At 63.7% G+C, this 26532-nt stretch carries 28 protein-coding genes and 2 pseudogenes; 16 read left to right on the plus strand and 14 right to left on the minus strand.

Annotation, left to right across the window (positions count from 1 at the left end):
- Positions 1–433: 433 nt before the first annotated feature.
- On the minus strand, positions 434–1090 hold the full coding sequence (locus tag DES47_RS23595; protein WP_133703231.1) for a DJ-1/PfpI family protein: 657 nt from the start codon (positions 1088–1090) through the stop codon (positions 434–436).
- 972 nt (positions 1091–2062) lie between these two features.
- Here DES47_RS23595 and DES47_RS23600 point away from each other — a divergent pair.
- Genes DES47_RS23600 through DES47_RS23615 form a run of 4 tightly spaced genes read left to right on the plus strand, consistent with a single transcriptional unit; the run spans position 2063 to position 5141 of the window.
- On the plus strand, positions 2063–2794 hold the full coding sequence (locus DES47_RS23600; RefSeq protein ID WP_133703232.1) for an RNA polymerase sigma factor: 732 nt from the start codon (positions 2063–2065) through the stop codon (positions 2792–2794).
- A gap of 50 nt (positions 2795–2844) precedes the next feature.
- A complete protein-coding gene (locus tag DES47_RS23605) occupies positions 2845–3435 on the plus strand; it encodes a ferritin-like domain-containing protein (protein ID WP_133703233.1) in 591 nt (196 codons plus the stop codon).
- Positions 3432–3848 (plus strand): c-type cytochrome, encoded by a 417-nt coding sequence (locus DES47_RS23610; protein ID WP_133703234.1) that lies wholly within the window; start codon positions 3432–3434, stop codon positions 3846–3848. Before DES47_RS23605 ends, DES47_RS23610 begins: the two co-directional genes overlap by 4 nt.
- Before the next feature lie 60 nt (positions 3849–3908).
- Complete coding sequence (locus DES47_RS23615; RefSeq protein ID WP_133703235.1) at positions 3909–5141, plus strand: c-type cytochrome; 1233 nt, start codon at positions 3909–3911, stop codon at positions 5139–5141.
- Between the two features lie 510 nt (positions 5142–5651).
- Here DES47_RS23615 and ccoG read toward each other — a convergent pair.
- The gene (gene ccoG, locus DES47_RS23620; RefSeq protein WP_425057485.1) at positions 5652–7046 is read right to left on the minus strand and encodes a cytochrome c oxidase accessory protein CcoG; all 1395 of its coding nucleotides are present in this window, start codon (positions 7044–7046) and stop codon (positions 5652–5654) included.
- A 164-nt stretch (positions 7047–7210) separates the two neighbouring features.
- Between ccoG and DES47_RS23625 the strand changes: the two genes are divergently transcribed.
- From DES47_RS23625 to DES47_RS23645, 5 genes are all read left to right on the plus strand, one after another.
- Positions 7211–7729 carry an RrF2 family transcriptional regulator gene (locus DES47_RS23625; protein WP_133703236.1) on the plus strand — a complete coding sequence of 173 codons (519 nt, stop codon included), beginning with the start codon at positions 7211–7213 and terminating at the stop codon, positions 7727–7729.
- Positions 7730–7748: 19 nt separating this feature from the next.
- The gene (locus tag DES47_RS23630; RefSeq protein WP_133703237.1) at positions 7749–8375 is read left to right on the plus strand and encodes a hemerythrin domain-containing protein; all 627 of its coding nucleotides are present in this window, start codon (positions 7749–7751) and stop codon (positions 8373–8375) included.
- A gap of 9 nt (positions 8376–8384) precedes the next feature.
- Positions 8385–8606, plus strand: coding sequence for a DUF3079 domain-containing protein (locus tag DES47_RS23635; protein ID WP_133703238.1), 222 nt, complete (start codon positions 8385–8387; stop codon positions 8604–8606).
- Between the two features lie 189 nt (positions 8607–8795).
- Positions 8796–9224, plus strand: coding sequence for a hypothetical protein (locus tag DES47_RS23640; RefSeq protein ID WP_133703239.1), 429 nt, complete (start codon positions 8796–8798; stop codon positions 9222–9224).
- Positions 9225–9233: 9 nt separating this feature from the next.
- Complete coding sequence (locus DES47_RS23645; protein ID WP_133703240.1) at positions 9234–9932, plus strand: succinate dehydrogenase iron-sulfur subunit; 699 nt, start codon at positions 9234–9236, stop codon at positions 9930–9932.
- A 28-nt stretch (positions 9933–9960) separates the two neighbouring features.
- Here DES47_RS23645 and DES47_RS29040 read toward each other — a convergent pair whose 3' ends face one another.
- The 7 genes and pseudogenes from DES47_RS29040 to DES47_RS23675 all read right to left on the minus strand — a co-directional run bounded on the left by DES47_RS29040 (position 9961) and on the right by DES47_RS23675 (position 16489).
- Positions 9961–10098 (minus strand): hypothetical protein, encoded by a 138-nt coding sequence (locus DES47_RS29040; protein WP_208115099.1) that lies wholly within the window; start codon positions 10096–10098, stop codon positions 9961–9963.
- A 46-nt stretch (positions 10099–10144) separates the two neighbouring features.
- Positions 10145–12172 carry a nitric oxide reductase activation protein NorD gene (locus tag DES47_RS23650; RefSeq protein WP_133703241.1) on the minus strand — a complete coding sequence of 676 codons (2028 nt, stop codon included), beginning with the start codon at positions 12170–12172 and terminating at the stop codon, positions 10145–10147.
- 15 nt (positions 12173–12187) lie between these two features.
- Positions 12188–12970, minus strand: a complete 783-nt coding sequence (locus DES47_RS23655; protein ID WP_243748437.1) for a CbbQ/NirQ/NorQ/GpvN family protein — start codon at positions 12968–12970, stop codon at positions 12188–12190.
- A 7-nt stretch (positions 12971–12977) separates the two neighbouring features.
- The gene (locus DES47_RS23660) at positions 12978–14357 is read right to left on the minus strand and encodes a cbb3-type cytochrome c oxidase subunit I (protein ID WP_133703242.1); all 1380 of its coding nucleotides are present in this window, start codon (positions 14355–14357) and stop codon (positions 12978–12980) included.
- Between the two features lie 67 nt (positions 14358–14424).
- Positions 14425–15282 carry a c-type cytochrome gene (locus tag DES47_RS23665; RefSeq protein WP_133703243.1) on the minus strand — a complete coding sequence of 286 codons (858 nt, stop codon included), beginning with the start codon at positions 15280–15282 and terminating at the stop codon, positions 14425–14427.
- Between the two features lie 350 nt (positions 15283–15632).
- Positions 15633–15861 (minus strand): annotated as a pseudogene (locus DES47_RS23670) (IS3 family transposase); the annotation flags it as partial.
- Positions 15862–15892: 31 nt separating this feature from the next.
- A complete protein-coding gene (locus DES47_RS23675; RefSeq protein ID WP_133703244.1) occupies positions 15893–16489 on the minus strand; it encodes a helix-turn-helix domain-containing protein in 597 nt (198 codons plus the stop codon).
- A gap of 205 nt (positions 16490–16694) precedes the next feature.
- Here DES47_RS23675 and DES47_RS23680 point away from each other — a divergent pair, with 205 nt between their 5' ends.
- From DES47_RS23680 to DES47_RS23710, 7 genes and pseudogenes are all read left to right on the plus strand, one after another.
- Positions 16695–17045: a RidA family protein gene (locus DES47_RS23680; protein WP_133703245.1), complete on the plus strand. Its 351-nt coding sequence runs from the start codon at positions 16695–16697 to the stop codon at positions 17043–17045.
- A gap of 59 nt (positions 17046–17104) precedes the next feature.
- Positions 17105–18160, plus strand: coding sequence for an ABC transporter substrate-binding protein (locus DES47_RS23685; RefSeq protein WP_133703246.1), 1056 nt, complete (start codon positions 17105–17107; stop codon positions 18158–18160).
- 24 nt (positions 18161–18184) lie between these two features.
- Positions 18185–18961, plus strand: a complete 777-nt coding sequence (locus DES47_RS23690; protein WP_133703247.1) for an ABC transporter ATP-binding protein — start codon at positions 18185–18187, stop codon at positions 18959–18961.
- Positions 18961–19815, plus strand: coding sequence for an ABC transporter permease (locus DES47_RS23695; RefSeq protein ID WP_208115100.1), 855 nt, complete (start codon positions 18961–18963; stop codon positions 19813–19815). The genes DES47_RS23690 and DES47_RS23695 overlap by 1 nt, the downstream gene beginning before the upstream one ends.
- 31 nt (positions 19816–19846) lie before the next feature.
- Positions 19847–21301 carry an amidase family protein gene (locus DES47_RS23700; RefSeq protein ID WP_133703248.1) on the plus strand — a complete coding sequence of 485 codons (1455 nt, stop codon included), beginning with the start codon at positions 19847–19849 and terminating at the stop codon, positions 21299–21301.
- 20 nt (positions 21302–21321) lie between these two features.
- The gene (locus DES47_RS23705; protein ID WP_133703249.1) at positions 21322–21621 is read left to right on the plus strand and encodes an antibiotic biosynthesis monooxygenase family protein; all 300 of its coding nucleotides are present in this window, start codon (positions 21322–21324) and stop codon (positions 21619–21621) included.
- Between the two features lie 44 nt (positions 21622–21665).
- A pseudogene (locus tag DES47_RS23710) lies at positions 21666–22017 on the plus strand (cupin domain-containing protein).
- Positions 22018–22107: 90 nt separating this feature from the next.
- Here DES47_RS23710 and DES47_RS23715 read toward each other — a convergent pair.
- The 5 genes from DES47_RS23715 to DES47_RS23735 form a co-directional block, all read right to left on the minus strand.
- The gene (locus DES47_RS23715; protein WP_133703250.1) at positions 22108–23160 is read right to left on the minus strand and encodes a porin; all 1053 of its coding nucleotides are present in this window, start codon (positions 23158–23160) and stop codon (positions 22108–22110) included.
- 96 nt (positions 23161–23256) lie between these two features.
- On the minus strand, positions 23257–23958 hold the full coding sequence (locus DES47_RS23720; RefSeq protein WP_133703251.1) for a TauD/TfdA dioxygenase family protein: 702 nt from the start codon (positions 23956–23958) through the stop codon (positions 23257–23259).
- Positions 23959–24020: 62 nt separating this feature from the next.
- Complete coding sequence (locus DES47_RS23725) at positions 24021–24794, minus strand: TauD/TfdA dioxygenase family protein (protein WP_133703252.1); 774 nt, start codon at positions 24792–24794, stop codon at positions 24021–24023.
- 35 nt (positions 24795–24829) lie between these two features.
- Positions 24830–25180: a RidA family protein gene (locus DES47_RS23730; protein ID WP_133703253.1), complete on the minus strand. Its 351-nt coding sequence runs from the start codon at positions 25178–25180 to the stop codon at positions 24830–24832.
- 52 nt (positions 25181–25232) lie between these two features.
- Positions 25233–26246, minus strand: coding sequence for a Bug family tripartite tricarboxylate transporter substrate binding protein (locus DES47_RS23735; RefSeq protein WP_133703254.1), 1014 nt, complete (start codon positions 26244–26246; stop codon positions 25233–25235).
- Positions 26247–26532: the final 286 nt, after the last annotated feature.

A 26532-nucleotide genomic window follows, 5' to 3' on the forward strand; every position in this document is an offset into this window, starting at 1 on the left:
CCGTTCAACACCGATTGGTCAAAGCGCACTTTCGGACCCTACGAGGCTGTGCCGGTGTCGGGTACCTACTTCTGCACCGGATGCATGCAGGAGATCAGCCGCTATGGCGGCGAGCAGTTTCCGCCTGTGGGTCATCACGGGCATGGGGAATCTGCATGTCCGGTACGGTGGAGGCTCAAGTGCGGTGACGACTGACTGCCACCCGTGGGCGGTCTTGTGCTGTAGACCGGCGCTGGCGACCGGTGTGTTCGCCGCCCAGGAGCTACCCAACTTGCCCCAAGAGGGGTTGGCTGCGGCAGCCTAGCTTGCCCCTAGCAGCAGACGCCGCCTCGTTGGTGAGAAGTCTCGGATAGGCATTTCGGCTACCGAGACTTGGCGGGTCACGCGTGCCCGGCAACAGATCCCCTGCAGCAGGCCACGCCAAGCAAGTACGTCATGACAGCGACTGCCAGTCGTACTCCATGTACTGAGCCGTCTCGACCGCGGCACTTAGGCCCAGCGCCTTCTCGACCATCCCGATTGACATGTCGATCCCAGCCGAAATCCCGCCGCTGGTGATGATGAATCCGCTGTCCACCATCTTCGTGCGCTCGATGACAGTGATGTCCTTGCCCGATCTCCGAAGCTCTTCATACGCTCCGTGGTGCGTGGTTGCACGCCTGCCGTCGAGCATGCCTGCATTCGCCAATACAAGCGCGCCTGAGCACACGGATAGAACGTGCTGCGCAGTCCTGGCGCGAGACCTCAGCCATTCCAGCAACACCAAGTTGTCTTTCTGAAGGCGGGTCCCATACCCTTCGCCATCAGGCCGATAGCCACCACCGCCTGGAACGAGTATCCAGTCGAGTTGTGGGCAGCTGACAAAGCTCTCGTGCGCCCTTACCTCGAAGCGATTGCGCGCAATGACAGCTCCGCCTCGTTCAGACACCAGGCGCACATCAAAAGGTCGAACGTCGTTATGGCGATCCGCGACGCTGAACACTTCGTAGGGGCCAGCGAAGTCCAGCAACTCTACGTCGTCAAAGATCACGATGCCGATTCGGATTGGGCGCGCTTGGCGCGCCTCAAGTACTAGGTCTACAGAACTCATTCTGATGATCTCGCAAGCTGGGAAAACTAGGAATGCAAAATTGGCCGCAGGTGCTGCCAATCCCGGTGCCGACGGGGCTTCGAAATCGCTACGCAGTGTTTGCTGACTTGCCTCGCCGACACCTGCCTCAGTGACTTGGCGCTGCGGGACCGGCACCACGTCTCTCGACGAGTGGCAAATAGCCGAGTCAAGATGCTCAACCGCAACATCGAAGCGTCGCCGCGCCGTTGGCTCAGGCCTTGGCCCCGGCACAACCTTGCCCGCACTTGCACTGGGTCCCGCAAGTGCAGGACTGTTGTGCGGCGGGCATCTGGCATCCGCAGGCGCATTCCGCGCCAGGGCAGGTTGCGCAGCGGCAGGGGTCTTGATTCAACTCGCTCATGATGAAGTTCCTTTTTGGGCAATTCGACGACGAGATGTCTTCGATGCCAGAACTTTCGGCGCGAAGGCGGTGCCCTGCCAGCTCTCTGAGACGAGCCGTCGTGTCTGATGCCGGAACGGTGAGGCCGGTCGACCGAACGGATCTGGCCGATTTGGCCTGCTCCTATCCTGCCGAAGCAGACCAGGACATCGGCCAAGTCAGTTGTCTGCGCCGACGACCGCTTTGCGATGTTGAGTTGGCCGAGGCTGATGTCGCAGATGGGTCACTATGAAAAGCTTTGCATAGCGCCCCCTCACCGACCTCGGTGGCCATGATCTTGCCGCCCCAATGCGGCCGGTTGAACCCATACGGAGTTCTCCACATTCAGACCAGTCAACCACCGCTTCGCAAAGCCTTGCGAAGACCTCTTACTCGCGTCACTCACTGATTCGTTGCCTGCAGCCGTTTTGTCGACTTCAAGGGGCGAGATGCGAGATCGGGAAGGCGCAAATCCAGGCCGAGAGAAGGGTCTTGTCACGCTTTGATCGAGCGGACGTCTAACGACTACAAGCTCAGCACATCCCAGCAAACACCAACCACGTCTCCTCATCATGCGCCCCGCCACGAGTCCATCAGACCCAGCCGCCTGCTGCCAGACAGCGTCGGATACCGCACTCACCCTGCGCGCGAGCCGCGGCGAAAGTATGGCCATCGAAGCCATCATGCGGCGCTACAACCGCCTGCTGTTTCGAAGCGCGCGGGGCGTGGTCGCCGACGACGCAGAAGCCCAGGACGTAGTGCAGGAGACCTACCTGCGCGCCTTCTCCACCTTGGCCTCGTTCCGCGGCAACTGTGCACTGGGCACCTGGCTGGCGCGCATTGCCATCAACGTGGCGCTCGACGCGCAGCGCAAACGCCAGCGCTGCGTGCCCATCGATCACAGCCAAGATTTCGGTAACGAGCCAGCCTTGGAGCACATGATGGCCTTCAACGCGCCCGCCAATGCTGCTCCGGAGGCCCAGGTCGAGCGCGGCCAGATGCGCGCCGTGCTGCAGCGCGCGATCGACAGCCTGCCGCCTATGTACCGCAGCGTGTTCATCCTGCGCGCCGTGCAGGAGATGAGTGTCGACGAGACCGCCGCCTGCTTGCAGGTCAGTGCCGAGGTCGTCAAGACCCGCTACCTGCGCTCCCGCTCGATGCTGCGTGACGCGCTGGGTGCTCAGATCGAAGCCCACGCGCACGAGGTGTATGCCTTTGCCGGCGCACGGTGCGACGCCGTGGTCGCCCACGTGCTGGCGCAACTGCAGCACCAGGGGCGAATTCGCCCTGGCAGCCCGGGCTGAACGCGCCCCAGCTTTCCCTCTCTTTCCCCACCACCACCAAGGAGATGACCATGAACGGTCAGAGACTCGCTTTGCCGAAAGATTTCTCGCTGCTGTCGCGCCGCCGCGCCCTAGCCGGGTCGGGCCTGATGCTATCGGCCGGCGCCGTGGCACTGCTCGGCGGCCGCGACGCGCTGGCCGCCAGCACCAAGGCCAGCGCCGCCGACCTTGCAGCCGACGTGCGCATCCTCAACACCGCGCTGGGCGCGGAGTACGAGGCGGTGGCGGCCTACCAGGTCGGCGCCGAGAGCGGGCTGCTGACCAAGGACGTGCTGGGTGTCGCCGTCGCGTTCCAAGGCCATCACAAGGAACATGCCGACGCGATTGCCGCTGCCGTGCGCAAGCTCGGCGGCCAAGCCGTTGCAGCCAGGGCGAAGTACACCTTCCCGGTGGACACGCTCAAGTCACAGGCCGATGTACTGCGATTCGCTGCCGGCCTGGAGAAGGGCGCGATCTCGGCCTACCTGGGTGCTGTGCCCCTGTTCTCCGACAGGGCGCTGGCGCAGGTCGCGGCCAGCATCCTGGGCGATGAGGCGATGCACTGGGCGGTGCTGCGTCAGGTGCTGGGCGAGAACCCGGTGCCATCGGCCTTCATGTCATGAACATCGCCCGTTGCATCCTGGCCGCGATCGGGGCGGTGACCGCGACGTCGGCCATAGCGGCTGGCGAAAAGGCGCCCGACACCCGTGCCCTGCAGCGCGGCGAGCAGGTCTACGCCCGCTGCGTCGCCTGCCACGCCATCGAGGCTAACCGGACCGGCCCTCAGCACTGCGGCCTGTTCGGTCGACGTGCCGGCACGGCCCCGGGCTTCGACACCTATTCGAAGGCAATGCGCGAGTCGACGATCGTATGGAACGAACGCAGCCTCGACGTCTTCCTGGAGGCGCCGATGCAGGCCGTGCCGGGCACATCCATGGGCTACGCCGGCGTGAAAAGCTCGGGCGAACGGGCCGACCTGATCGCCTGGCTGCGCGAGGCCACCCGGCCGGGCGCCCGCTGCAGCGTGCGCCGTTGAGCTGAGTCTTTGCGAGTGGCCCTGCACCGATGCAATGAATCAGAACCGTAAGGAGACACCATGAAGCACATCGCCTCTGAATCCACCGCACGGCCACACCGGCCCTCAGCCCTTGGCGTCGTCCTGGCCACGGTGGTGGCTGTATCGGCCTGCGGTGGCGCGGACGACCGCGCCGACGCCGTCGCCCAGGCGGCGCTGGTCGCGCAGGGCCAGCAGATCTTTCGCCACGACACCTTTGGCGACGAAGTCCAGTGGACCGACACGCTGCGCTTGCACGAGGTCATCGCGACCGCGGTGGACCCGCTGACGGCGCTGTCGGTCGGGCTGAAGGTCGATAGCGAAGCGTTGCCTCCCGCCGTCGTCGAGGGCATACGCAACGGCAGCGTCGACCTGCACAGCCCGGCCACCACGGTGGCCCTGCTCAAGCTGAACGCCGTGGTCGGCGTCAAGGGCACGGTCGAGACGTTGAATGGGGTCGACAGGCTGGCTCGCGTGGGCATCACCTGCGCGCTTTGCCACTCGACGGTGGACAACTCGTTCGCGCCGGGCATCGGCAGGCGTCTGGATGGCTGGGCCAACCGCGACCTGAACCCTGGCGCGATCATCGCGCTGTCGCCAGCGGTGGACGCTGCGACCAAGAGCGCGCTCAACGCCTGGGGCGCTGGCAGGTTTGATCCGCGCCATAACGTCGACGGGCTCAACAAGCCGGTGGTGATCCCCCCGGCCTACGGCCTGGAGGGCATCCATCGCATCACGGTCACGGGCGACGGTGACGAGATCGCCTACTGGAACCGCTATGTCGCGGTGGCCGAGATGGGCGGGCTGGGCACGATGAGCGAGCCGCGTCTGAACCTGAACATCACCCATGGCACGCAGGACCTTGTCTCCGCCAAGCTGCCCGCACTGCAGGCCTACCAGCTCAGCCTGAAGGCGCCGACCCCTCCGGCCGGCAGCTTCGATGCCCCAGCGGCAGCGCGCGGCAAGCTGCTCTTCGAGGGTGCGGGCCAATGCGCAAGCTGCCACAGTGGCGCGACGTTCACCGACGCCAACCTACGTCTGCATCCCCCGGCCGATTCGATGGCCGAACCCGAGTCACCCAGCTACGCCTCGCGCTCGGCGACGAAGCAGTACCGAACCTCGCCGCTCAAGGGCGTCTGGCAGCATGCGCCGTACTTCCACGACGGCTCCGCGGCGACCCTAGAGGACGTCGTGCAGACATACAACACCAGGCGATCACTCGGGCTGACGAGTCAGCAGGTCATCGAAATCGCGCAGTATCTGAAGTCGTTGTGAGGAATGTTGTCGGCAGCTGCGCCGGCCAGGAGCAGTGTTTCCGTGATTGAGTCTTTCGGGCAGGAGTCCGCTTGTTGCCCCGCCTCTCCATCGAGTCGCGCCCGAAGGGTGCGGCGATGGCTGTGATTCTTCTTGGCCTACCCGGCATAGACGGCAGACGCCAGCCATCGCGATCTACAAGGCTGAATGGTCGCGGCTGAACGAAGCCAATGTCACTCCAATCGATCACCCTGACGCGGCGCTACGCGCAACGCCAGCAATCGCCGCCGGCGGTACAGCCCGACGCCGATCCAGGTGACGGGATCAGCAGATGCACTGGATCGCCTGCGGGTCCGCGGCGTCTTCCGCACCGGCGACAACACCAGCATCACCCGTGCACCGGTCGCGTTGCACGGCTCGGCCGTGCGAGGGCCGCCAGATGGGCCCGAGCTGGTGTCGAAGTGGGAGAACGGGTGAGGGCAGGGCCCTGTCGTCGCCGCGTTTCGCCTACTTTCTTGCTTGGCTGGTTGTTCAGCGCGGGACGAAGAATGTCGACTTCTCGCGCTGCACGGCCGGGGCAGTGCGTGTGGTGTCAAGCAGGCTCACCTCGAACTGCACTGGCGAAGATTGTCCGAGCAGCCCTTGGGCTGAGCTAAAGGGCAAGCGCAGGTTGACGACGACCGAGCCGATGCCTGCCGGCGGGACACTGAGTTCCGTGCTTGGCGCCTCCAGGCCAGCGATGCCTCGGGCCTTGATGCGGTAGGTTTGCGACAGCTCGGTACGGTTCATGATCTGCAGGCGGTAGACGTTCTCGATGGCGCCGTCCTCGACGACCCTGGCCAAGGCCCCGCGGTCCTTCACCACGTCCACCTGGAACGGGCTGCGCAGCGCCACGCTTGCGGCAAAGGCCACGCTGGCAGCTGACAGCAGGCCGCCATAGATCAGCACACGCGGACGCAGGGCGCGCTTGAACATCTGCAGCTTCGACCAGCCGTTGACGACGCCGTTCTCGGTGGAGTAGCGGATCAGGCCCTTCGGGTAGTTCATCTTGTCCATCACGTCGTCGCAGACGTCGATGCAGGCGGCGCAGCCGATGCACTCGTTTTGCAGCCCGTCGCGGATGTCGATGCCGGTGGGGCAGACCTGCACACACAGCGTGCAGTCGATGCAGTCGCCCAGCCCCTGGGTGGCGGCACTGACCTTGCGAGAGCGCGAGCCGCGCGGATCGCCGCGTGCGCTGTCGTAGGTGATGATCAATGAGTCCTTGTCTATCAAGGCACTCTGGAAGCGGGCGTAGGGGCACATGTACTTGCACATCTGCTCGCGCAGGTAGCCCGCGTTGCCGTAGGTCGCGGCGCCGTAGAACAGGATCCAGAAACCGCTCCAGGGCGTCACGGTCAGCGTCAGTACGACCTGGCTCAACTCGCGGATGGGAGTGAAGTAGCCGACAAAGCTGAAGCCCGTGTAGAGGCCGATGGCCACCCAGGCGAGCTGGGTGGCGCCCTTGCGGGCGACCTTCTCGGCCGACCACGGCGCCTGGTCCAGACGCATACGGGCGATACGGTCGCCTTCGAACTTGCGTTCGACCCACATGAAGATCTCGGTGTACACGGTCTGCGGGCAGGTGTAGCCGCACCACAGGCGTCCCGCCACCGCGGTGAAGAAGAACAGGGCGAGCGCCGACAGCACCAGCAACGCCGCGAGGAAGATCAGGTCCTGCGGGTAGAACACCAGGCCGAGCAAGTAGAAGCGTTGCGCCTCCAGATCGAACAGCAAGGCCTGACGACCGTCCCACTGCAACCAGGGCAGCCCGTAGAACAACAACTGTGTGAGCCAGACGAAGGTCCAGCGCCACGCGGCGAACCACCCCTTGACAGCCCGGGGGTAGATGTCCGGCTGTGCCTGGTACATCGAAACGAACCGCACGCCGTCGTCAGGCTCCGCGGAGGCGGGTGTCGATCGGATCGGGATGATGGGGCGGGTGAGTGGCTTCTTGTTCACGTAAGGGGGCAGAAAACATCGACGGTTGATGCATCTTAAGGATTGGTGCCCACTAAAGCAATACAATAAATACACCTTTAAGGCGAATCATGCGGCTTTCCGAGTACACCGACTACACCTTGCGCGTGCTGATGTACTGCGCACGGCACCGGGAGCGCCTGGTCACGATCAACGAGTTGGCTGAGCAACACGCGCTGTCAAAGGGCCACCTGATGAAAGTGGTGAACGACTTGGCGCGGCAGGAGCTGATCGAGACCACTCGCGGACGCGGTGGCGGCCTTCGGTTGTCGAAGGAGCCCGGGACCATCCGTATCGGCGACGTGGTGCGGGCCTCTGAAACCGACTTCCGGCTCGTCGAGTGTTTCGATCCCAGCACCAATGCCTGTACTTTGACGCCGAACTGCCGGCTGAAGCATCTGTTCGACACGGCCCTGCGCGGGTACTTCCAGGCGCTGGACGGCGCGACGCTGGCCGACCTGACTGTTGGATCCCCCGGACCAGAGGGCCACTCAGCTGGCGCTGCCGTGCGCGTCAAGCGCGCTGTCGCCGTCGCCATGCCGGCTTCCACTCAACCGCCGCTGCGGGTCAAGGCGCCCGCACGGCGCTGACGACCTCGAAGGACTCGCCATGACCATCACGCTTCCGGGCCACTCCGCCCCCACCGTCGGCTTCGAGGTGCCGCTCGAGATGCTCGCGGCCTGCCACTTGCGGGTGCAGGACCAGTGCGCAACGTTGCAGCGTCTTGTGCCGCACATCGCGGCGATTGGTTCGGATCGGCCGGCGCAGGAGGCTGCCGCGGCGGTGATGCGCTACTTCGACACCTCGGCCCGCCACCACCATGATGACGAGGAGCGCGATCTGTTTCCCGCGCTGATCGAGTCGATGGCGGGTTCAGACGCTGTCTGCCTGCGCGAGCTCACCGAGGCTCTGACCGCGGAGCATCGCGAACTCGAAGCACGCTGGCAGGCGCTGCGTTCGGTGCTTGCGCAGGTGGCGGCAGGGCAGACGGCGGTGCTTACGCAAGAAGGCGTGAGCAGCTTTGCGCAGCTGTATGAGCGGCACATTGCCCGCGAAGAGTCCGAGCTGCTGCCGATGGCCGAGCGCCTGTTGAGCGACGCCGAACTCGACCGGGTTGGCCGGGCCATGCGTATCCGACGTGCCATGCCGAGCGCACAAGCGAATCCTTCTGCTGCTTCTGCCTCCAGCTCAGGAACAGTGGGTTCATCCCCCGTTTCTGGCGTGACCCTGACCTGAGCGACGCACGTGGTCAAGAAATTTCCGCTGCACCCGTCGCATCCTGAGCGCATCTGCTGGGGCTGCGACCGGTATTGCCCAGCCGATCAGATGGTCTGTGGCAATGGCAGCGTGGCAACGCTGCACCCCGCCGAGCTGTTCGGTGAGGACTGGATGAGCTGGGGGCGGGAAGGTGACGCGTCCGCCCCGGTGGCGGCCGCGCGACCTGCCTCTGGCAAGCTGCCGCCCTGAGAGCACTGACGAAGGTTACTTTGTCAAAGTGTTTTCCTTGGGAGGTGCGCTGCCGCACAGACCCTGAGGCGCGAACTGGCGCAACGTCGAACTTCTCCAAGGCTAGGCAGCGGGCGCTGCGCAGCAACAAGCAGCTGATCATCGCCCGCCTGCTCGCACCGGACCCCGTTCGACCTAGGCGATAAACCCATGCACCAAGATTCAACAGCAAAAGCGCCGCCGGATGAGTCGGAACGTATGCGCCTGCGCGTGATCGCCTTGTCGCGATGGGGCAACGAAGGTGGTGCCGGCTCCGAGTTCCTGGCAGCAGGCGCTGTTGCCGGCAATGCGCCCGTCGATGAGCCTGCTTTGGACGATACCGATACCGATACCGATACCGATACCGATACCGATACCGAAGCCGTGCAGCTTCGCATTCGTGTCATTGCGCTGGAAAAACTCGTTATCGCATTGTTGGCACAGGTCTGCGACGCACAACTGGATCTGGCGTGCGAGATGGCGGACTACATCTCTCCGCGGCCTGGCTTCACGCCTCACCGCCTGACGCTGCGTGCGGCCGACGAGATGCGCAGTCTGGTTGATCGCGCCAAGCCCTTTCGGGCCTCGCTCACAACTTGATCAGACCCCATGCACAGCTTCCATATCTACCGCTACGACCCGGACCAGCACGACGTACCCCGCATGCAGGTGCTCGAACTGGATGTGCCCCCCAGTGACCGCATGTTGCTGGACGTGCTGATACGGCTGAAGTCGATCGACCCGAGCCTGAGCTTCCGGCGCTCCTGTCGCGAAGGTATCTGCGGCTCGGATGCGATGAATATCAATGGCAAGAACGGGCTGGCATGCATCACCAATATGGGCGCGCTGCCCGCCAAGGTGGTGCTGAAGCCACTGCCCGGCCTTCCCGTCATCCGTGACCTGATCGTGGACATGACGCAGTTCTTCCAGCAGTACCACTCCATCAAACCGTATCTGATCAACGACCAGCCAGCGCCCGAACGTGAACGACTGCAGTCGCCCGAGCAGCGAGAGTCGCTCAACGGTTTGTACGAGTGCATCCTGTGCGCCTGCTGTTCGTCGGCGTGCCCAAGCTTCTGGTGGAACCCTGACAAGTACGTAGGCCCTGCGGGCCTGCTGCAGGCCTACCGCTTCCTGGTGGACAGCCGCGACACCGCAACTGCCAGTCGGCTGGACAACCTGCAAGACCCTTACCGCCTGTTTCGCTGTCGAGACATCCTGAACTGCGTGGATGTGTGCCCGAAGAACCTGCTGCCGGCCGCAGCCATTGGCAAGATCAAGGAAATGATGGTGCGGCGTGCCCTCTGATCGCTCGGCTTGCTGCAGTGCCGCCGAGTCAGTTCTGGGCGAGGAAGATCCGGGCGCCGCCATGGACGTTTTCTACAGAAGCCAGGAAGTAGCTATGCCGCTCCCTGTGGCCGCGCTGCTCGATGTCGAGAAATCTGAGGGCCCGATCGTGGCGGGTACCGAACATGCCGGGAGGGCCTCGTGACGCGCATCTCCGGCCATTCAAGCCGTGCCTAGCCTTTTACCAACCGCTGCAACCACTCCAGCAACACGGTCGGAAGCGCACCCGGTGTCGACAGCAGGGCGTACTGGCGGGCGCCAAACACGGTAGACAGGTAGCCGCTGCCTTGCCGGTCCACAGCCAGGCAGAACGGCGAGATGCCTTGAAGCTTCGCCTCGACCACGGCCTGGCGCGTGTCTTCGATGCCGTATCGGCCTTCATAGATGTCGCAGTCGTTCGGTTTGCCGTCCGACAAAAGCAGCAGCAAGCGGTGAGTGGCGTCTTCTCGCATGAGTGCCGCGCTGGCGTGACGGACTGCGGCGCCCGTGCGCGTGTACTGATCGGGCTCCAAGGCCGCGATGCGCAGGGCCACGGCGGGGCCGTATGGCTCATCAAAGCGCTTGACGTCCCACAGGCTCACCGCGTTGGGGCCGTTCCCCGAGAAAGCTTGCGCCGCGAAGGGTTCACCCATGGCACCCAGGGCAATGCAAACCAGCAGCAAGGCTTCCCGTTCGACATCGATGACCCTGCGCTGGCTTGAGATCCAGCCATCAGTGGATCCGCTGACATCGATAAGTAGCAGGATGGCCATGTCGCGCCGTGATCGCCGCTGCGCGCAGTACAGCTCCTGGGCCATAGGCCACCCAGCCCGCAGGTTCGCCAGGTTTTCAACGAAGGCTTCAATGTCAATGTCATCCCCATCCGGCTGGCGGCACCTGCGCGTACGCTGGGGTCGCAGGGTTGCAAAGCGCTGGCGTATGGCCCCGAGCAGCGAACGATGCTGAGCCAGGGTGTCGTCGACCCACTGCTGTGCCCCGGCTGTCGCCATCAGTACCCGCACCGTGGCACCGGGGTGGTGATAGCCTCCGATGCGGTAGTCCCACTCGGGATAGCAGACCTGTTGAGGCTCATCTGACGCGAGGGTATTGGTGTGCTTGGGCCGTACCGTCGGCGGATCGTCGGACAGCAGCACCTCGGGTGCCTGGCCCTGGCTCCAAACCAGCCGCGCATGGGCAAGCTCGGAGACCAGGTCGGCGAACTCGTCGGCGGCCGCAGCTTGGTCCCGGTCGGTAGGGCGCTGCATGCCAAATGGATCCTCGGCCTGTTCGTGCGGTATTTCGGGAGGGACCATCCACGCGCCTGGCCTGGCCTCGTCCTCCTGGTCCGTGCCTTCACGCACCTCGGGGCGACGAGCCAAGCGTGCACTTCGGGTGGCGCGAGCATCGGTCTCACCAGCGGTGTCCGTGTCGGCAAGCGTTGAGCTCATGGCTTCGCCCGGCCTGCGCAAGTCGCCGGTCCAGGCGTCCCGGAACAGCGGGGAGTGGAGCCTCGTGCCGACGTGGTCGCGAACCATGTCAGCGGCAAGAACCTGTGCGGTGCACCTCGATTCCGCCGGTGATGCACTGATGGTCGCGTGCACATTCGGTCCCTCGCAAGGCTGCGACATCAGGGCACGCACCCAAGCCTCCAGCGGCCGGCGTGCGGCAGGGAACCGCGCCAATGGCGGGCGGGCTGCGAGCGCTTCGCAGCGCAAACTGTTCAGGGCGCCCGTCATGCCGGGCAACAAGCGGGCCAGTGCCGCGTCAGCCGCAATCGCTTCGATCAGCAGGTAGATGTCGAGAACCAGCGGCAAGACAGTGAAGTCCGCGCCGGCCGCGCTGCCCCGGCTCGCACGCATCGCCTGGACCAGGGCCATCGCGCGAAAGCGTTCCATGGCCAGAGCGGCATCTGCGAGGCCGGTTTGCGACGGCAACCAGATGCCGCGGTCGTCGGTGGCAGGCAGCGCTATGCGAGCCATCGGGAAGATGCCGGGCTGGAAGACCCTGGCGAGCAAAGTGGGCCGTGCTGGCGGTTGTGCCGTGCGCAAGCGGTAGGTGGAGCCGAACACCGCCTGGATCAACAGGTCCAGACGCGGCGCCACATCCGTCAGCAGGGTCGCGGGTCGGGCTGGCGCCCTGGCGCGATGCTGTCGCCAGAGTTTCTGCGAGAAGACTGTCGCATGCCGGGCGACGTCGGTGATCACGTCCTCGGCTTCGGCCATCGGGGCGCCCCTCGATCAGGCAAAGGTGGCGTCGACGAGGTCGCGCATCGCGCCAACCAGCGCATCATCGTCCGACAGCGGCGACACGACGGCGCTGAGGCAGGCCTGCCGTATCGGGATGCCGCTGACCACCAGCGCGGCCGCCGCGATCAACAAGCGAGTGCTTGGTACCTCGGCCAGCCCGCGGTCGCGCAGCGCGCGCAGCCGATGCCCGAGCGCTACTAGCGCCATCGAGGTGCCGTGGTCGGCACCGGCCTCTTTCTCGATGATCGCCGCTTCGCGTGCGGCCGGCGGGAAGTCAAAGTCAAGCGCGACGAAGCGCTGGCGCGTGCTCGGCTTGAGGTCCTTGAGCATGCGCTGATAGCCGGGGTTGTACGAGATGACCAGCTGAAAGCCGGGCGTTGCCACCAGCGTTTCGCCAGTCTTGTCGATCGGCAGCATGCGGCGATGGTCGGTCAATGAATGCAACACCACCATGGTGTCCTGGCGGGCTTCGACAACCTCGTCGAGATAGCAGATGGCGCCCTCACGCACGGCCCGGGTGAGTGGTCCGTCCTGCCAGGCAGTGCCGTCGTGGCGGATCAGGAATCGCCCGATAAGATCGCTGGCGCTCAGGTCGTCGTGACAGGAGATCGTGGTCAGCGGACGCTGCAGCTTCCAGGCCATGTGCTCGACAAAGCGGGTCTTGCCACAGCCAGTGGGGCCTTTGAGCATCACGGCGAGCCCAAGGGAATGGCAGTGCTCGAAGACGGCCACTTCTCCACCTGATGCCTGGTAGTAAGGCTCATCGGCGGTCAAGGGGCACTCACGGTGTGGACAAGGATGTCGTCGCCTTGGGCGGGGCCGCAGCACGGGCCTCTTCGTCGAGGTCAAAGCGGGGCGCATGGCGGAAGAAGTCATAGATGAACAAGCCCACTCCGATCGCGAACATCGATCCGGTGGCAATCAACATGACGAAGTGCACCTGGATCTTCAGTTGTGCGTCGAGGTAGCCCATGCCCATGATGCGCTCCAGGTACACCTGTGCGATGCCGGCGGTGGCAAACGACAGCGTCATGCCAAACATGCCACCCAGCTGCATCCAGAAGGCCCAGTAGCCGAGACTGCTGCCCTGCTCGCTGCGCCCCGGCGTCATCGCCGGCAGGGCATAGGTGATCATGGCCAGCACGATCATGGCGTATGCGCCGTAGAAGGCTGCGTGTCCGTGCATGGCGGTGATCAGCGTGCCGTGGGTCCACTTGTTGACGTCTGGAAACGTATGTGCCAAGCCCAGCAGACCTGCCCCGAACAGGGTGAACAGCGCGCTTCCGATGGTCCAGTGCAGTGCCAGCGTGTTGGGGTGCGACAAGCCCGCCCGGCGCATGGCCGAGTACGCGAACATGGCCATGCCCACAAGCGCCGCAGGCTCAAGTGCGCTAAAGATGCCCCCGATGGGGAGCCAGTACGACGGAACGCCCACCCAGTAGTAGTGGTGCGCTGTGCCCAGAATGCCGGCGATGAAGACCAGGCCCACGATCACGTACAGCCACTTCTCCATGACCTCACGATCGGCGCCGGACAAGCGGATCAGCAGATAGGCCAGGAAGCCGCCCTGGATCATCACCCAGACCCCCTCTACCCAGAGGTGGATCGTCCACCAGCGGTAGTAGATGGACACGGTGTAGTTCTCGTACTCCAGCAGCGCGGGCAAATACAGCAGCGCGCCGAGCGCCAGGCCGAGCACAAGAACGCCCTCTGTGGTGGTGAAGCGTTTGGATCGCCAGATCGTCATGCCGATGTTGTAGAGAAAGATCAGCATGCAGATCACGATCACGATCTTGTGGGGCAGCGGCTGTTCCAGCAGCTTGTTGCCGGTGCCGTATCGGAACAGATAACCGACCACCGCGGTCACGCCCATCAAGGTCCACAGGACCAGCTGCACATAGGCGAGCTTCGTGCTGTAGAGCTCGGTGCGCGACTCGTCCGGCACCATCCAGTAGGTGGCACCCATGAAGCCGGTCAGCACCCAAACGATCAGCAGATTGGTGTGTATGACCTTGGTCACATCGAAGGGCAGGATGTTCAGCAGCGGATCAGGCCCGACGTACTTGGCGGCCGACAACAGGCCGAATACCAGCTGCAGCCCGAACAGCACCATGGCCACCGCGAAGTACCAGTAGGCAACCGATTGAGACCTGTAGCGCATTGGGAAGCTCCTGCAGAGGTGGCTGCGGTGCACCGCTGCCTGTATGGGAATGGCGGCGCAATGTCCGCTACTTGAAGGTCGCCAGGTAGGCAGCGAGGTGGCCTATCTGCTCGGAGGTCAGATCCTTTTCGTAGGTGTTCGGCATGAACGAGACCCCGTCGGCCGAGTACATTGCGCCCGCGACCAGGTGCGCGCTGGGGTGGGTGATGGACTCGCGAATGTAGGCCTCCAGGTCGGTGGCCTTGCCCTTGTATGCGGGAGACGCCAAGGTCTGCTGCGTTCGTGTGGCGATGCCGGCGAGCGAAGGGCCCGCCATGTCGGCTCCTGCCACGATGGAGTGGCAGGCTGTGCATGCAGGCGCAGCGCTTCTGAACACGCGCTCACCCAAGGCCACCGGATTCTTGTCGGCGTCGGCCGAAATTGAAGCTCCAGCTGGAGTCGTGGAGCCCGCCACAACAGCTTGAGGGAGTGCCATGCCCCCAGCTCCTGGACCAGCGCCGGTGACGGTGATCGGCCGTGGCGGCCAGCCCTGGTTGTCCACCCGGCTGACCCAGTCCAGAAAGGCGATCAGTCCGTCGATATCGGCATCGCTAAGATTCTGCTTGGGCATCAGCCTTCGGTGGCGCTGTTCGTCGTAGAACTTCGACGGGTCTTTCAGGAACGCACGTAAGTAGGGCGCACCGCGCTGCTGGGCGATCTTGGTGAGGTCAGGTGCGTAGTAAGCACCTTCACCAAAGATGGTGTGGCAGTTGATGCAGTTGTTCTTGTGCCAGACGTTCTTGCCCAAGGTGACTGCTGGCGTGATGTTCTGCGCGTTGGTCAGTTTCGGAAACTGGCGATGGCTATCGAGGGTGAGACCCAGAAAAACCAGCGTGGCCACGAGGGTGGAGCCGATCGCGAAGTAGCGTGCCTGGCGCTTGTTCATGTGTCTGGCACCGCGTCAGACGCTGATGCCTGTCCAGTAGATGATGCTTACCGCGCCTGCGTACGCGATACCGGCGCCCATCAAACCGAGCACGACATAGCTGAACAGTTGGAGACTTCGGAATGCGGTCATTGGTGCCACCTCAAGTTGCATCCACACGCTCCCTCAGAGGCAAGAGAGGCAGTGAGCCCGTGCAGAGTGGCGAGTCCGCGTCTAGCAGTCTGTGCGGCAGCGAACATAGCCAGGCCGCCAGCAAGCCAGCGTTGCGGATGCCCGTGTGCCGGCACCAGGCCGAAGCGGTCGTGCGTCGACTTGGACGACGGCTCGTCCGTCCGCCTGGTCGGTTGGTGTCAAGGTCCCATCATTCGGTGATGATTGAATCCGGCCACCCATTCCAACACCGCTAGTTCCACTGCCTGCTTGGTTTGTCTTCCACGGCCCGCGCCGGTGAATGACCCCGGCCTTGTAGCGCTCGTTGACTGTCTCGGCCCGCGTATTGTTGTATCTGTCACGCTTGGAGCCCACTGAAGGCTCGAGTCCTGCCTCGGCCAGCCGCTCGCTGTAGCGAATCGAGAGGTAAATGGCGAATTCAATCCGTCAGCAAGCGCCGTCAGCCCGGTTCTTCCGACTTGATGATCCACAGCACGCGTGTGCGGCTGTCTGCCAGGTTGCGGAAGAAATGCGGCTGGCGGCCATCGAACTGGAAGCTGTCTCCCTGCTCCAGCACGTGGCTGCTTTCAGCCACATGCAACTCGAAGGTGCCCTCCAGCACCAGCCCCGCCTTTTCGCCACGGCGGGTCCAGGGCTCGGGGCCTGAGCTGCCGCCCGGTTCGATCACGAGCATCAGCATTTCAAGGTCTGAATGGCCGGGCGGCGACAACAGTTCCTTGACCAGTCCCAGTTTCTTGAAGGGCAGTTGCGAGCGTGCGGTCGCGCGCACCACCGTGCCGTTATTGGCGGGCTTGGGCTCTTCACGCTCGAAGAAGCGCGCAAGCGGCACCTCCAGCGCCAAGCGCAGGCGTTCGAGTGTTTTCAATGATGGTGAAGTCTGACCGCGCTCGATGTGACTGAGCATGCCAATCGACACCTGACTTTTCAAGGACAGCTCCGCAAGCGTCATCTTCTTCTCGTTACGGAGTTCGCGCAGTCGTGCGCCTAAATCGTCCAGCGCGCCAAAGCCGCCTTCCTCTTCTTGTGATGTCGTCATGGGCGTTAGCACGATGCAGCCTTCCACCTGTATTGGAGTTCTTGAGTGAAGCAAGATTTCATTGTAAATGAATTGCGGCTAGCGTTTCCCCTATGGTGACGCCAACATTTTCAATGTGAGAATAATTTTTAGCAGGAGAACTTCACAAATTTCAATATCGTGAGCTTGAGGCTTTCACCCAGGTCCGATTTTTCTGGAGACAGTGATGACGATTCAACGACATGAAAGCGGCAAACGCCTGAGCCAAGTGCTGGTGCACCAAGGCGTGGCCTTTGTCAGCGGCCAAACGGCTGACGATCTGGGGCAGGACATCACGGGCCAGACCCAGCAGGTGCTAGCCAGCATCGACCGGCTGCTGGAGCTGGCTGGCAGTAGCAAGTCACGCATTCTCTACGCCAACATCTGGCTGCGCCATGGCGAGCATTTCGATGCCATGAACAAAGTTTGGGAGGCTTGGATTCCCGCCGGCTGCGCACCGGCCCGCGCCACCGTCGGCTCGCCACTGGTGGGCCCTGACACGATGTTGATCGAGATCGCGCTGCAGGCCAGTACCTGACGCGCCAAACCCTGCCGCCGCCTGGCTGTGGCCCCGTCCGTCCCCCAAGGAGAACTTCAATGAGATTTCCGACCCCGCTTCGCAAGCTGTTTGTCCTGCTTGCCCTCGTTGCGGCGAGCGTGTCCACGGCCCAAGCCAAGGACAAGGTCACGTTTGCCATCACAACGTATGGATGGTCTTACGTGCCGGTGCTTACGGCGGCCCAACTCGGCTTTTACGAGCAGGAAGGGCTGGACGTGGAAATCATCAACACCGGCGGCGGCGCCAAGGCACAGGCGGCACTGGCCGGCGGCAGCGTTGACTTGTATGGCTCGGACGCCGGCTTTGCCATCAAGGCACGTTCGAAGGGCAGCGAAGTCACGCTGGTGGGCGCCAGCATGACCGAATACGCCACCAACATCGTGGTGAGCGGCGCCTGGGCCAAAAAGAACGGCATCACCACGGCCAGCAGCTATCAAGACAAGCTGCGGGCCATGAAAGGTATCACTATCGGCGTGCTGTCGCGGGGCAGCGGCCATGAACAGTTGGTGCGCTTCCTGGCCAAGGAAGCCAAGCTGGATGCCGACCGCGATCTGACGATCACCGCCATGGGCACCGCTGCTGCCACGATCGCTGCTTTTGAGCAAGGGCGCATCACCGCCTTTGTTCACTCCGCGCCGATTGGCGAGCGCGCCGTCAAGGACTTCGGCGGCGTAATGATGTTCAACATGAGCAAGGGCGACGTGGTGCCCTTGCAAGGCTTTCTGTACACCGCCTACGTGGCGCGCGAATCGTGGATCAAGTCGCATGAAGACGTGCTGGTGCGCTTCCTGCGGTCGCAGCAGCGCGCGCTTAACGCGCTGCACGATCCCGTTCAGACGAAGAAGGCGCGTGATGCGTTGCATGCCGCCTACTTTTCCACGCTTGAGCCGGCCTTCTGGAACTTCGTGTGGGACAGCAATATTTCCGCCTTCCCCAAGACCGTGGAAGTGACGGCCAAGCAGATGAAGCAAGCGGTGGCGCTGATCGAGGAATTCCAGACCGAGCGCATTCCCGCGTCAGCGGTTGACGCCAGCTGGACCAATACCTACGCACAGCGCGCTGCCCAGCAGCTGGCCGCGCCTGGCGGCAAGTAGGCCTGACCATCAGGACCATTCGCCGTGAAACCATTGATCGAGTTCGACCAGGTCGTCAAGACCTTCACCACCTCGGCCGGCCCCGTCAAGGCCGTCGAAGGGGTGGATCTGCAGGTGATGCGCGGCCAGTTCGTCACGCTGGTGGGGCCTTCGGGCTGCGGAAAGTCCACGCTGCTGAACATGACGGCCGGCCTCTTCCATCCCAGCAGCGGACAGGTGCGTTACGACGGCGCGCCCGTGCCTCAGTTCAACCGCCGCACCGGCTACATGACGCAGAACGACCACCTGCTTCCGTGGCGCGACGTGGCGGGCAACATCGCGGTGCCGCTTGAAATCGTCGGCTTGCCGCGTGAACAGATCCGCGAGCGCGTGGCCAGGCTCATGGAGATGGTCGGGCTCACCGGCTTCGAAACGTCGTATCCGGTGCAGTTGTCCGGCGGCATGCGCAAGCGGGCCGCGCTGGCGCGTCTCTTGGCTTACGACCCAGAAACCTTGCTGCTGGACGAGCCCTTTGCGGCGCTGGATGCGCAGCTGCGCCTGCGCATGCAGATCGAGCTTCTGCAGATTGCCCGCCGCCTGGACAAGACGGTGCTCTTCGTGACGCACGACCTGGATGAAGCCGTGGCCCTGGCAGACCGCATCGTCGTTTTCAGTGGCCGGCCAGGGCGCATCGTGCGCGTTGTCGAGTCCGTGCTGCCGCGTGACCGCGACCTGATGGGCCTGCGGCGCAGCGTGGAATACAACGCACAGACCGCGGAGCTGTGGGAACTCTTGGCTCCGGCCGTCGAGGAGGTTCGGTGATGAACAACAGCAGCAGCAGCCCGCGACGCATGGCTCACCCGCAACCGGCTTCCGCGGCATCGTCCCGCAGCACCGGTTCTGGCGCGGCCGGAATCATCGTGGCCCGCCTGGCCTTGTTGCTTATCATCCTGCTGGCCTGGGAGCTGGCTTCAGGCCGGCTGGTGGCCACCTTTTATGCCAGCAAGCCTTCTCAAATTGCCGCCGTGCTGTGGATGTGGTTGCGCGATGGCAGCCTCTTTTTCCACATGAGCATCACAGCGCTGGAGGCCTTTCTTGGTTTCGTCATCGGTGGCGTGCTGGGCATGGCGGTGGGCATTGCGATGGGCCGGTCGCCACGGCTGGCGCAATTGCTCGACCCCTTCATCATGACCTTCTACAGCCTGCCCAAAGTGGCGCTGGCGCCGCTGTTCATCCTGTGGCTGGGCATTGGGCTGGAGATGAAGGTGGCGCTGACGGCCGCCATCGTATTCTTCCTGGTGTTTTTGAACACTTACACCGGCGTGCGCAACGTCAGCCGCGAGCTGGAATCCATCCTGCGCCTGATGGGGGCGAACGAACGCGACGTGTTGACCAAGGTGGTGCTGCCGTCGGCCGTCACCTGGGTGTTTGCGGGGCTGCGTATCTCGGTGCCATATGCCTTGATCGGCGCCATCGTCGGCGAGCTGATGGCATCCAACAAAGGGCTGGGTTCGCTGCTGGTGCTGGCACAAGGGCAACTGGACACGGCGGGTGTCTTTGCCGCGCTGGCCGCAATCATGTGCCTGGCCATCGTGATGAACCTGCTGGTGAAGGCGGCCGAAACGCGCATGACGCCCTGGAAGTCCGCCGAAGGACAGCGCGAGCTGTCGATCTAGCCGCTGGCCGCAGGACTCGGAGTTCGATCATATGGACCGGCTGATTGAAGAGTCGCTGCGCCTGGGTTCGATTGCTCAGTGGCAGGCTCTGCTGGTGCAGCGGCGCATTTCGGTTGTGGAGGCCCTGCAGTGGACGCTGGCACGCATCGCAGCGCTGAGCCAGATCCCGAGCGGGCTGAATGCCCTGGGTGCGGTGTGCGAACACACCCTGGCACAGGCACAGCGGGCCGATGCGCGCCTGCGTCATGGGCAGCCTCTGGGGCCCCTGTTTGGCGTGCCGGTCCTGCTGAAAGACAACATCCTCACCACCGACGGATTGCCCGCCAGTGCCGGAGCCGCCGCGTTGGCGGGCTTCATTCCCCAGCGCGAAGCCCGCATTGCCGCGCGGCTGCGCCAGGCCGGTGCTCTCATCATCGGCAAAGCTCACATGACGGAATTTGCCGACTATGTGTCGGACACGATGCCCGCGGGTTTCAGCGGTGCTGCGGGCATGGTGCTCAACCCGTTCACGAGGGTCCCCTATGCCCGGGGGCAGGGCTCGAGCGTGGGCTGTGCAGCGGCGGTGTCGGCCGGCATCGTGCCGCTGGCCATCGGCACCGAAACACAGAATTCGATACAGACGCCAGCCCACCATTCGTCGGTCGTCGGCTTCAAGCCCAGTGTGGGCATGGTCAGCCGAGCCGGCATCGTGCCCTTGGTCCCGAGCCAGGACTCGCCGGGACCCATCGCGCGCAACGTACCGGACGCCGCGCTGGCATTGCGGTGCCTGGGCGGCGTGGACCCCGGCGACGCGGCCACCCTGCCGGTTGCTCATGTGCCCCCGGTGCCGCAAGGGGCCGCCCAACTTAAGAACGTGCGTGTTGGCGTGCCTCGGCGTGCCATGGCCGATCGCGCCGATTTCAGCCTCGGCATGCAGGCCTTCGAAACCTTCCTGGCGCGTTTGTCAGCCGCCGGCGCCGTGATCGTCGATCCCTGTGACCTACCTACGGCACCGGCTGTTCTGGACCTGCGCTCGTCCGTGTTTGCCACCGAGTTCAAGCAATCCCTCAACGAGTTTCTTCGAACGCACGGCAGTCCTCAGGGCATCGGTTCGCTGGCTGATCTGATCGTGTGGAACCAGGCACATCCGGAGTGCGTGCCGTTCGGGCAATCTTTGCTGCTGAATGCCCAGGCCACGCGGGGCACGGTGGACCCCGCTTACCGGGCTGACCGGGAGCGCGACCTCCGGCTGTGTCGGGATGAAGGCATTGACTTCACGCGGGCGCATCACCGCGTTGACGTGCTGGTGGCGCCGATGGGCGCCGCGGCCAAGTTCACCGGCAAGGCTGGCGCGCCTGCCGTGGCCTTGCCGGCCGGGCTGGGCGGCGACGGCCTGCCGTTTGGCGTCACCGTCTTTTCGTCGACGGGGTGCGACGCCGAACTGCTGCGCATCGCCGCTGCCATGCAAATCGCCGCGGGGCAGCGGGTGCTGCCCATTGACCATTGACATTGCTCACAGGAGATCCCATGCCGATTGGCGTCTATATCGAATACGAAGCGCAGCCGGGCAAGTTTGACGAACTGCTGCAGTGCCTGCGCGTGGAGTCAGAGACTTGCCTGCGCGAGGACCATGGGTGCTTGCGAATGGAGTTGTCCATTCCGCAGCCGCCGGACGGTTGGGTGGTGCTGAGCGAACTCTGGCAAGACCAGCAGGCGATCACTGCACACCAGGACAAGCCCGGCCACTCGCATGACTGGCAAATCCCCTTGGTCGCCCGCAAGCGCGTCAGGGTCTGCACGGTCATTGAGCGCGGCACGCCAGGCTGATCTGTCTCCCCGTCCATTCCCTTGCTCTCTTTCATGAGGGCTTCATGACCCCTCCGATCACCCACATCCGTGAAACCCGCCCTGATTCCAAGCTCGACGCCACCGTTTGGAAACGAATCGAAGGCACGGATCCGCGCACAGTGAACATCGTCAACTGCCAGTCTCCCGGTGGCCGAAAGATCATGGGCACCTGGATCTGCAAGCCCGGCAAATGGGAGATGGACTACGACCGCTGGGAGTACTGCCACGTCCAGGAGGGCTACAGCATCATTCCGCCGGAAGGCAAGGAGCCGGTGCACGTGCGTGCCGGGCGACATCTTCACCCTCGAGCCGGGTACCAAAGGCACCTGGGAAGTGGTGGAAACCGTGCGCAAGTATTTTGTCTTTGTCTCCTGAAACGACGAAGTAGGAGTCACAACAGAAACGCAGTCGAAAACTGCCTGCGCCTGGATGTTCGCAAGTGAACATCCAGGCGCGGTGCTGGTTTCAGAAGTTGTGCCGAATCCCCAGCTCAAAGGCAGAAGACGGGCTGGTTGTGGGGCCCGCAGGCACGCCCAGCACCGTATAGCTCGCTTTTCCGCTGTTGACCATGCGCGCCGCGGTGCCGTACAGCGCGGTGCGTTTGGACAGGTTGTAGACATAGCCCAGCGCATAGGCATTGGCACCATCGGCGTCAATGCTTGCGCCTGCGGCGTTCTTGCCTTGCTGTTTCACTTTGCTGTACGAAGCCTTGAACTGCGAATTGCCCAATGAGTAAATAGCGCCGATCAAGAAGTTCTTGTGCTGGGACGTCAGGTACTCGGATCGCGTGACGCTGGCAGACAGTTTCAGTGCGCCAAAATTGTAGAAACCTGCTGCGCCTACTTGTTTGAAATTCGCGCCCGTGGCAGCGATCTTGGTAGTTTCGGCGTACACGGAAAAATCAAGTGCACCAGCGGCATAACCGGCGCGGCCGCCCAGATTTTTGTAGGCCCCGTCGGCGCCGGTGCTGCCTTCTGACGGCGCGATCATCACATGGCTATAGAAGCCGTTCAATCCGCCCGGTGTGAGGTACTGTAAACTGTTATTTGAGCGTGTTACTGTGGTGGGATTGGTGCCGAATGCGCGAGCGATTGCGGTTGTTGATCGGGCGTTGAAGCCGTTGGCCAGCGCGCCAACGCCCAGGTAGCCGAAGGGGTCGCTGGCGCCGAAGGCGCGGTAGGCGGGCGTGTAGTCGCGCCCAAAGCGCAGCTCCCCGAAAGGGCCCGCCAGACTGGCCAGCGCGCGACGCTCCCAGAACACGGCACCGCCGTTGTCGCCCAGCACGGTGGATTCCAGCCAGAAGCCGGCAATCAAGCCGCCGCCCAGGTTTTCTTCGCCCCGCACGCCAAAGCGAGAGGTCGCATTGCCGCCGCTGGCCACTGTGGCCAGCGAACCCGAGGCGTTGCGGGCATAGCGGGCCGATACGTCCATGACGCCGAATACCGTCACCGATGACTGGGCCGGTGCTGCGGCACTGATGACCAACAGGGTGCCGCAGGTGAACCATTGCTTCTTCATTGAAATGTCTCCGTCGATGTGAGTGGGGATGGGTCGGAAAGCGCGCAGCCCACGCAGGCTGCGCGAGGAAAAACCTAGGGAAGTTCAGCGGGGCGCTCAGGCGCCGGGAGCGATGTCTCGGACCTGCACTTCGTGAATCACGCGACGGCCTGGCACGTTGAATCCGCGGCTGCGGTGCATCAAGGGCAGGTTGCGCCAGGCGATCAGGTCGCCGGCTTGCCAGGCATGGCGGTAAACGTGCTGCGGCAGCGTGGCCGCGGTCATCAGCGCTTCCAGCAAGGCCTTGCTGGAAGCGGTGGTCATGCCGATCACCTGCGCCGCATGAAAGCCCAGCACCACGTGGGGATCGGCGGCATCCCACACCAGCTGCAGCATGCCTTTGCGGGAGGGGTCATCGGCCCGGGCCGTGGTGTGCCGCACGGAAGTGAAGTCGTGTTCGACGTTCAGTCCGCGCAGCCGTTCTTGAACGGCCGGCTCCAGCGCACGCCAGCTGCGCCGGTTCGACACCAGCTCGAATTCACCGTCCTGGCTGGGGAACTCCCTGACGGACATCAAGGTGAGGTCGCAGGGCTTGCCGTCCACCAGATTGCCCACGTGGTGCCAACGCGACTGGCCAATGGAGCCGGTGGGGCCTTCGACGACAAAACGTTTGACCTCGCTGCAGCCTGAACCCAGCTGCCGGCCGATGTCGGTCAGTTGGGCGTCGTCAATCGCCGCGGCGCGAATCACGACGAGGTCATGGCTGGCCATCAGGCGGCGCAAGGCTAGCGCCAGGTCTGCCGCGTCGTGCCAATCCATGCGTATTTCTGCGCTGTACGGAATGGAGGCGCAAAGTTCGTTGCTGCGGTTGGGGAGTGCGCTCACAGGTCGGCCTCGCGGATGATGACTTCGTGGATCACGCGCAGTTCCTCGGCGTGCCAGGGATGGCCACGGTGTGCCACGGTTTTCATGTCCCACAGGATCAGATCATGGGCACGCGCGGAGTGCAGGTGGTACAACGTCGGGTCGGCGGTGGAAAGCTCGCGCATGCGTCCCAGCGCAGTGTTGCTTGTTGCCGTCTCCGGGTTGCTGCCGTCTTCCGCTTCCACCGCATGGGCGCCCATGTACAGCGCCTCGTGCACCTGCCCCTCCAAGCGCCGCTCCACCACCATGGGATGCCATGGCGGTTCGGCAATGGGCGGTATGCCTGCGTGCGCAACCGATGTGAAGTCATGGCGCATCTGCTGGTTTCTGGCCCAGGAACGGTCTGTATCGGATAGGCCGTCGAACCAGGCCTGCGCATCGAAGAATTCGATGGAGCCTCCCGTGGCTGGCACAGCGGGCGTGTAGTACAAGATCCAGTCATCCAAGGCCCCGGCGCAGTTGCTGTGGTGGTGCCAGCGGGTGGCGTCTCGTGTGCTTGATGGCCCTATCGTGCTGTACTTGATGACACGCTCTTCAATGCGGCCGAACTGCCGGCCCAGCGCCAGCAGCGCCGCGTCGGTGAAGCGCTGGTCGCGCAGCACCACGAAGCCATGGTGCAGCACGGCCGCGCGCAGTTGCTGCAGCACGGCTGCATCGCTGCGTTCGGCGCTGAGGCGGCCCAGCGCGAGTTCGGTGCCGAATGCCCGCAGATGCGAGAACGTGTGGGTCATGCAGGTCTCCTGCGTGAGGGCACTTTTGAGGCCGCTTATTGTTTGGCCGCGACCAGCATGATTTCCACCAGCATGCGGGGATTCGCCAGCTTGGCTTCCACGGTGGCGCGTGCCGGCAGGTTGGCGGGGTCGGCCCAGGCCAGCCAGGCCTCATTCATCTCGTCGCGCGTGCGGATGTCGGCCAACCAGATGTTCACCGACAAGATGCCCGATTTGCCGGAGCCTGCCGCAGCCAGCAGGCGGTCGATTGTTGCCAGAATCTGTCGCGTCTGGCCTTTGACGTCCTGGCTCAGGTCGTCGGCCACTTGGCCGGCCAAATAAACCAAGCCGGCATGTTCGACGGCGCTGCTCAGGATGGCGTTAGAGGGGTGGCGTTTGATGGTCATGACAGTGCTTTCTTTCTGTGGAATGGGCGGGTGAAGGAACCCTGCCCGTGACTCAATTGATACTGACACCTATGGTCTCGACCACACGGCTCCAATGGGCGGTTTCTTCCTTGATGCGGGCGGCGAACTGCACGGGCGTCAGCGCCATCGGTTCCGCGGCCTGGCCAGCCACGAGTTCGCGCATTTCAGGAGTCGCCATGATCTTGGCGATCTCTGCATACAGCCGCTGGACGACTGGTGCTGGTGTCTTGGCCGGTGCGAAAACACCCACCCAGGAATTGATGTCGTCCATGCCGCGCACCCCTTGTTCGGCCAGCGTCGGGATGTTGGGCAGCACCGGACTGCGCTTGGCCGATGTCAGTCCCAGCGCCCGTAGCTTGCCGCTCTTCAGATAGCCGAAGGTGCTGGGGCCGCCTGCGCAGTACAGATGCACGCGGCCGGCCAGCAAATCTGCCGTGGCGACGGAGCCGCCCTTGTAAGGCACGTGCATGATGTCGATGCCGGCTTGGCGCTTGAACCACTCGCCGCACAGGTGCGGCGTGGTGCCGTTGCCCGACGACACAAAGTTCAAGATGCCCGGCTGTGCCTTGGCCAGGCTGATGAATTCCTGGGCCGTGGTGGCCGTGACCGATGGCGGCGCAACCAGCATGTAGGGCACCAGCGCGAACAGCGAAACAGGTTGCAGATCCTTCTGCGGATCGAAGGGCATCTTGGCGCCATACACGCTGGGTGCGATGGTGATGGTGCCGTTGGCGGCCAGCAGCAGTGTGTAGCCGTCTGCGGGCGCCTTGGCCACCTGGTCGGCTCCCACGGTGCCGCCGGCGCCTGGCCGATTTTCCACCACCACGGTCTGGCCCAGCGCTGGCCCGAGCTTTTCAGCCAGCGCGCGGCCGAACACGTCGCTGCTCGTCTGCCCAGGCGGGAAGGGGATGATGAGCTTGATGACCTTGTTGGGCCACACCGCCACCGAGCCGGCGCCATGGGCCGTGGTGCAAATGGCGGTCAGAACACTTGCCCCGACCAGCATGCGGCGGAGCGCAGGTCTTATGTGTGAAGTAACGGTCATGGAGTACTCCCTTGAATCTAAACAGGGCCTTCAGGCGTGTTGGGGATAGCGGCTCGATTGAAATCAGAAGCCTCATTCAGTGATATTTATTTTCCTATTGAAAATATGCGCTGAAACCTAGGGGAAACGAGTGCATTTTGTTCAATGCATATGAAATTGACGTGCTTTGATGTCCCTGCCCAGCGGGCATGGCGCTTTGCTGTCGCTGATCGTGGTGCGCACGACAGTGCCGCACAGCACACCGCGAAGACCTTAACGCCGGCCGTATCAGCCGATCGATCGTCGA

This window comes from Roseateles toxinivorans (assembly GCF_004362525.1).
In the GTDB taxonomy this organism is placed as follows: Bacteria; Pseudomonadota; Gammaproteobacteria; order Burkholderiales; family Burkholderiaceae_C; genus Paucibacter; species Paucibacter toxinivorans.

What these genes read in the sequence shown, in the direction of transcription:
- DES47_RS23680 (WP_133703245.1), top strand. Translation starts at nt 16,695, where the DNA reads ATGACGATTCAACGACATGAAAGCGGCAAACGCCTGAGCCAAGTGCTG.
- DES47_RS23720 (WP_133703251.1), bottom strand. Translation starts at nt 23,958, where the DNA reads ATGGATTGGCACGACGCGGCAGACCTGGCGCTAGCCTTGCGCCGCCTG.
- DES47_RS23685 (WP_133703246.1), top strand. Translation starts at nt 17,105, where the DNA reads ATGAGATTTCCGACCCCGCTTCGCAAGCTGTTTGTCCTGCTTGCCCTC.
- DES47_RS23730 (WP_133703253.1), bottom strand. Translation starts at nt 25,180, where the DNA reads ATGACCATCAAACGCCACCCCTCTAACGCCATCCTGAGCAGCGCCGTC.
- DES47_RS23660 (WP_133703242.1), bottom strand. Translation starts at nt 14,357, where the DNA reads ATGCGCTACAGGTCTCAATCGGTTGCCTACTGGTACTTCGCGGTGGCC.
- DES47_RS23665 (WP_133703243.1), bottom strand. Translation starts at nt 15,282, where the DNA reads ATGAACAAGCGCCAGGCACGCTACTTCGCGATCGGCTCCACCCTCGTG.
- DES47_RS23610 (WP_133703234.1), top strand. Translation starts at nt 3,432, where the DNA reads ATGAACATCGCCCGTTGCATCCTGGCCGCGATCGGGGCGGTGACCGCG.
- DES47_RS23595 (WP_133703231.1), bottom strand. Translation starts at nt 1,090, where the DNA reads ATGAGTTCTGTAGACCTAGTACTTGAGGCGCGCCAAGCGCGCCCAATC.
- DES47_RS23645 (WP_133703240.1), top strand. Translation starts at nt 9,234, where the DNA reads ATGCACAGCTTCCATATCTACCGCTACGACCCGGACCAGCACGACGTA.
- DES47_RS23695 (WP_208115100.1), top strand. Translation starts at nt 18,961, where the DNA reads ATGAACAACAGCAGCAGCAGCCCGCGACGCATGGCTCACCCGCAACCG.
- DES47_RS23640 (WP_133703239.1), top strand. Translation starts at nt 8,796, where the DNA reads ATGCACCAAGATTCAACAGCAAAAGCGCCGCCGGATGAGTCGGAACGT.
- DES47_RS23735 (WP_133703254.1), bottom strand. Translation starts at nt 26,246, where the DNA reads ATGACCGTTACTTCACACATAAGACCTGCGCTCCGCCGCATGCTGGTC.
- DES47_RS23705 (WP_133703249.1), top strand. Translation starts at nt 21,322, where the DNA reads ATGCCGATTGGCGTCTATATCGAATACGAAGCGCAGCCGGGCAAGTTT.
- DES47_RS23700 (WP_133703248.1), top strand. Translation starts at nt 19,847, where the DNA reads ATGGACCGGCTGATTGAAGAGTCGCTGCGCCTGGGTTCGATTGCTCAG.
- DES47_RS23725 (WP_133703252.1), bottom strand. Translation starts at nt 24,794, where the DNA reads ATGACCCACACGTTCTCGCATCTGCGGGCATTCGGCACCGAACTCGCG.
- DES47_RS23600 (WP_133703232.1), top strand. Translation starts at nt 2,063, where the DNA reads ATGCGCCCCGCCACGAGTCCATCAGACCCAGCCGCCTGCTGCCAGACA.
- DES47_RS23630 (WP_133703237.1), top strand. Translation starts at nt 7,749, where the DNA reads ATGACCATCACGCTTCCGGGCCACTCCGCCCCCACCGTCGGCTTCGAG.
- DES47_RS23675 (WP_133703244.1), bottom strand. Translation starts at nt 16,489, where the DNA reads ATGACGACATCACAAGAAGAGGAAGGCGGCTTTGGCGCGCTGGACGAT.
- DES47_RS23715 (WP_133703250.1), bottom strand. Translation starts at nt 23,160, where the DNA reads ATGAAGAAGCAATGGTTCACCTGCGGCACCCTGTTGGTCATCAGTGCC.
- DES47_RS23625 (WP_133703236.1), top strand. Translation starts at nt 7,211, where the DNA reads ATGCGGCTTTCCGAGTACACCGACTACACCTTGCGCGTGCTGATGTAC.
- DES47_RS23650 (WP_133703241.1), bottom strand. Translation starts at nt 12,172, where the DNA reads ATGGCCGAAGCCGAGGACGTGATCACCGACGTCGCCCGGCATGCGACA.
- DES47_RS23605 (WP_133703233.1), top strand. Translation starts at nt 2,845, where the DNA reads ATGAACGGTCAGAGACTCGCTTTGCCGAAAGATTTCTCGCTGCTGTCG.
- DES47_RS29040 (WP_208115099.1), bottom strand. Translation starts at nt 10,098, where the DNA reads ATGTTCGGTACCCGCCACGATCGGGCCCTCAGATTTCTCGACATCGAG.
- DES47_RS23615 (WP_133703235.1), top strand. Translation starts at nt 3,909, where the DNA reads ATGAAGCACATCGCCTCTGAATCCACCGCACGGCCACACCGGCCCTCA.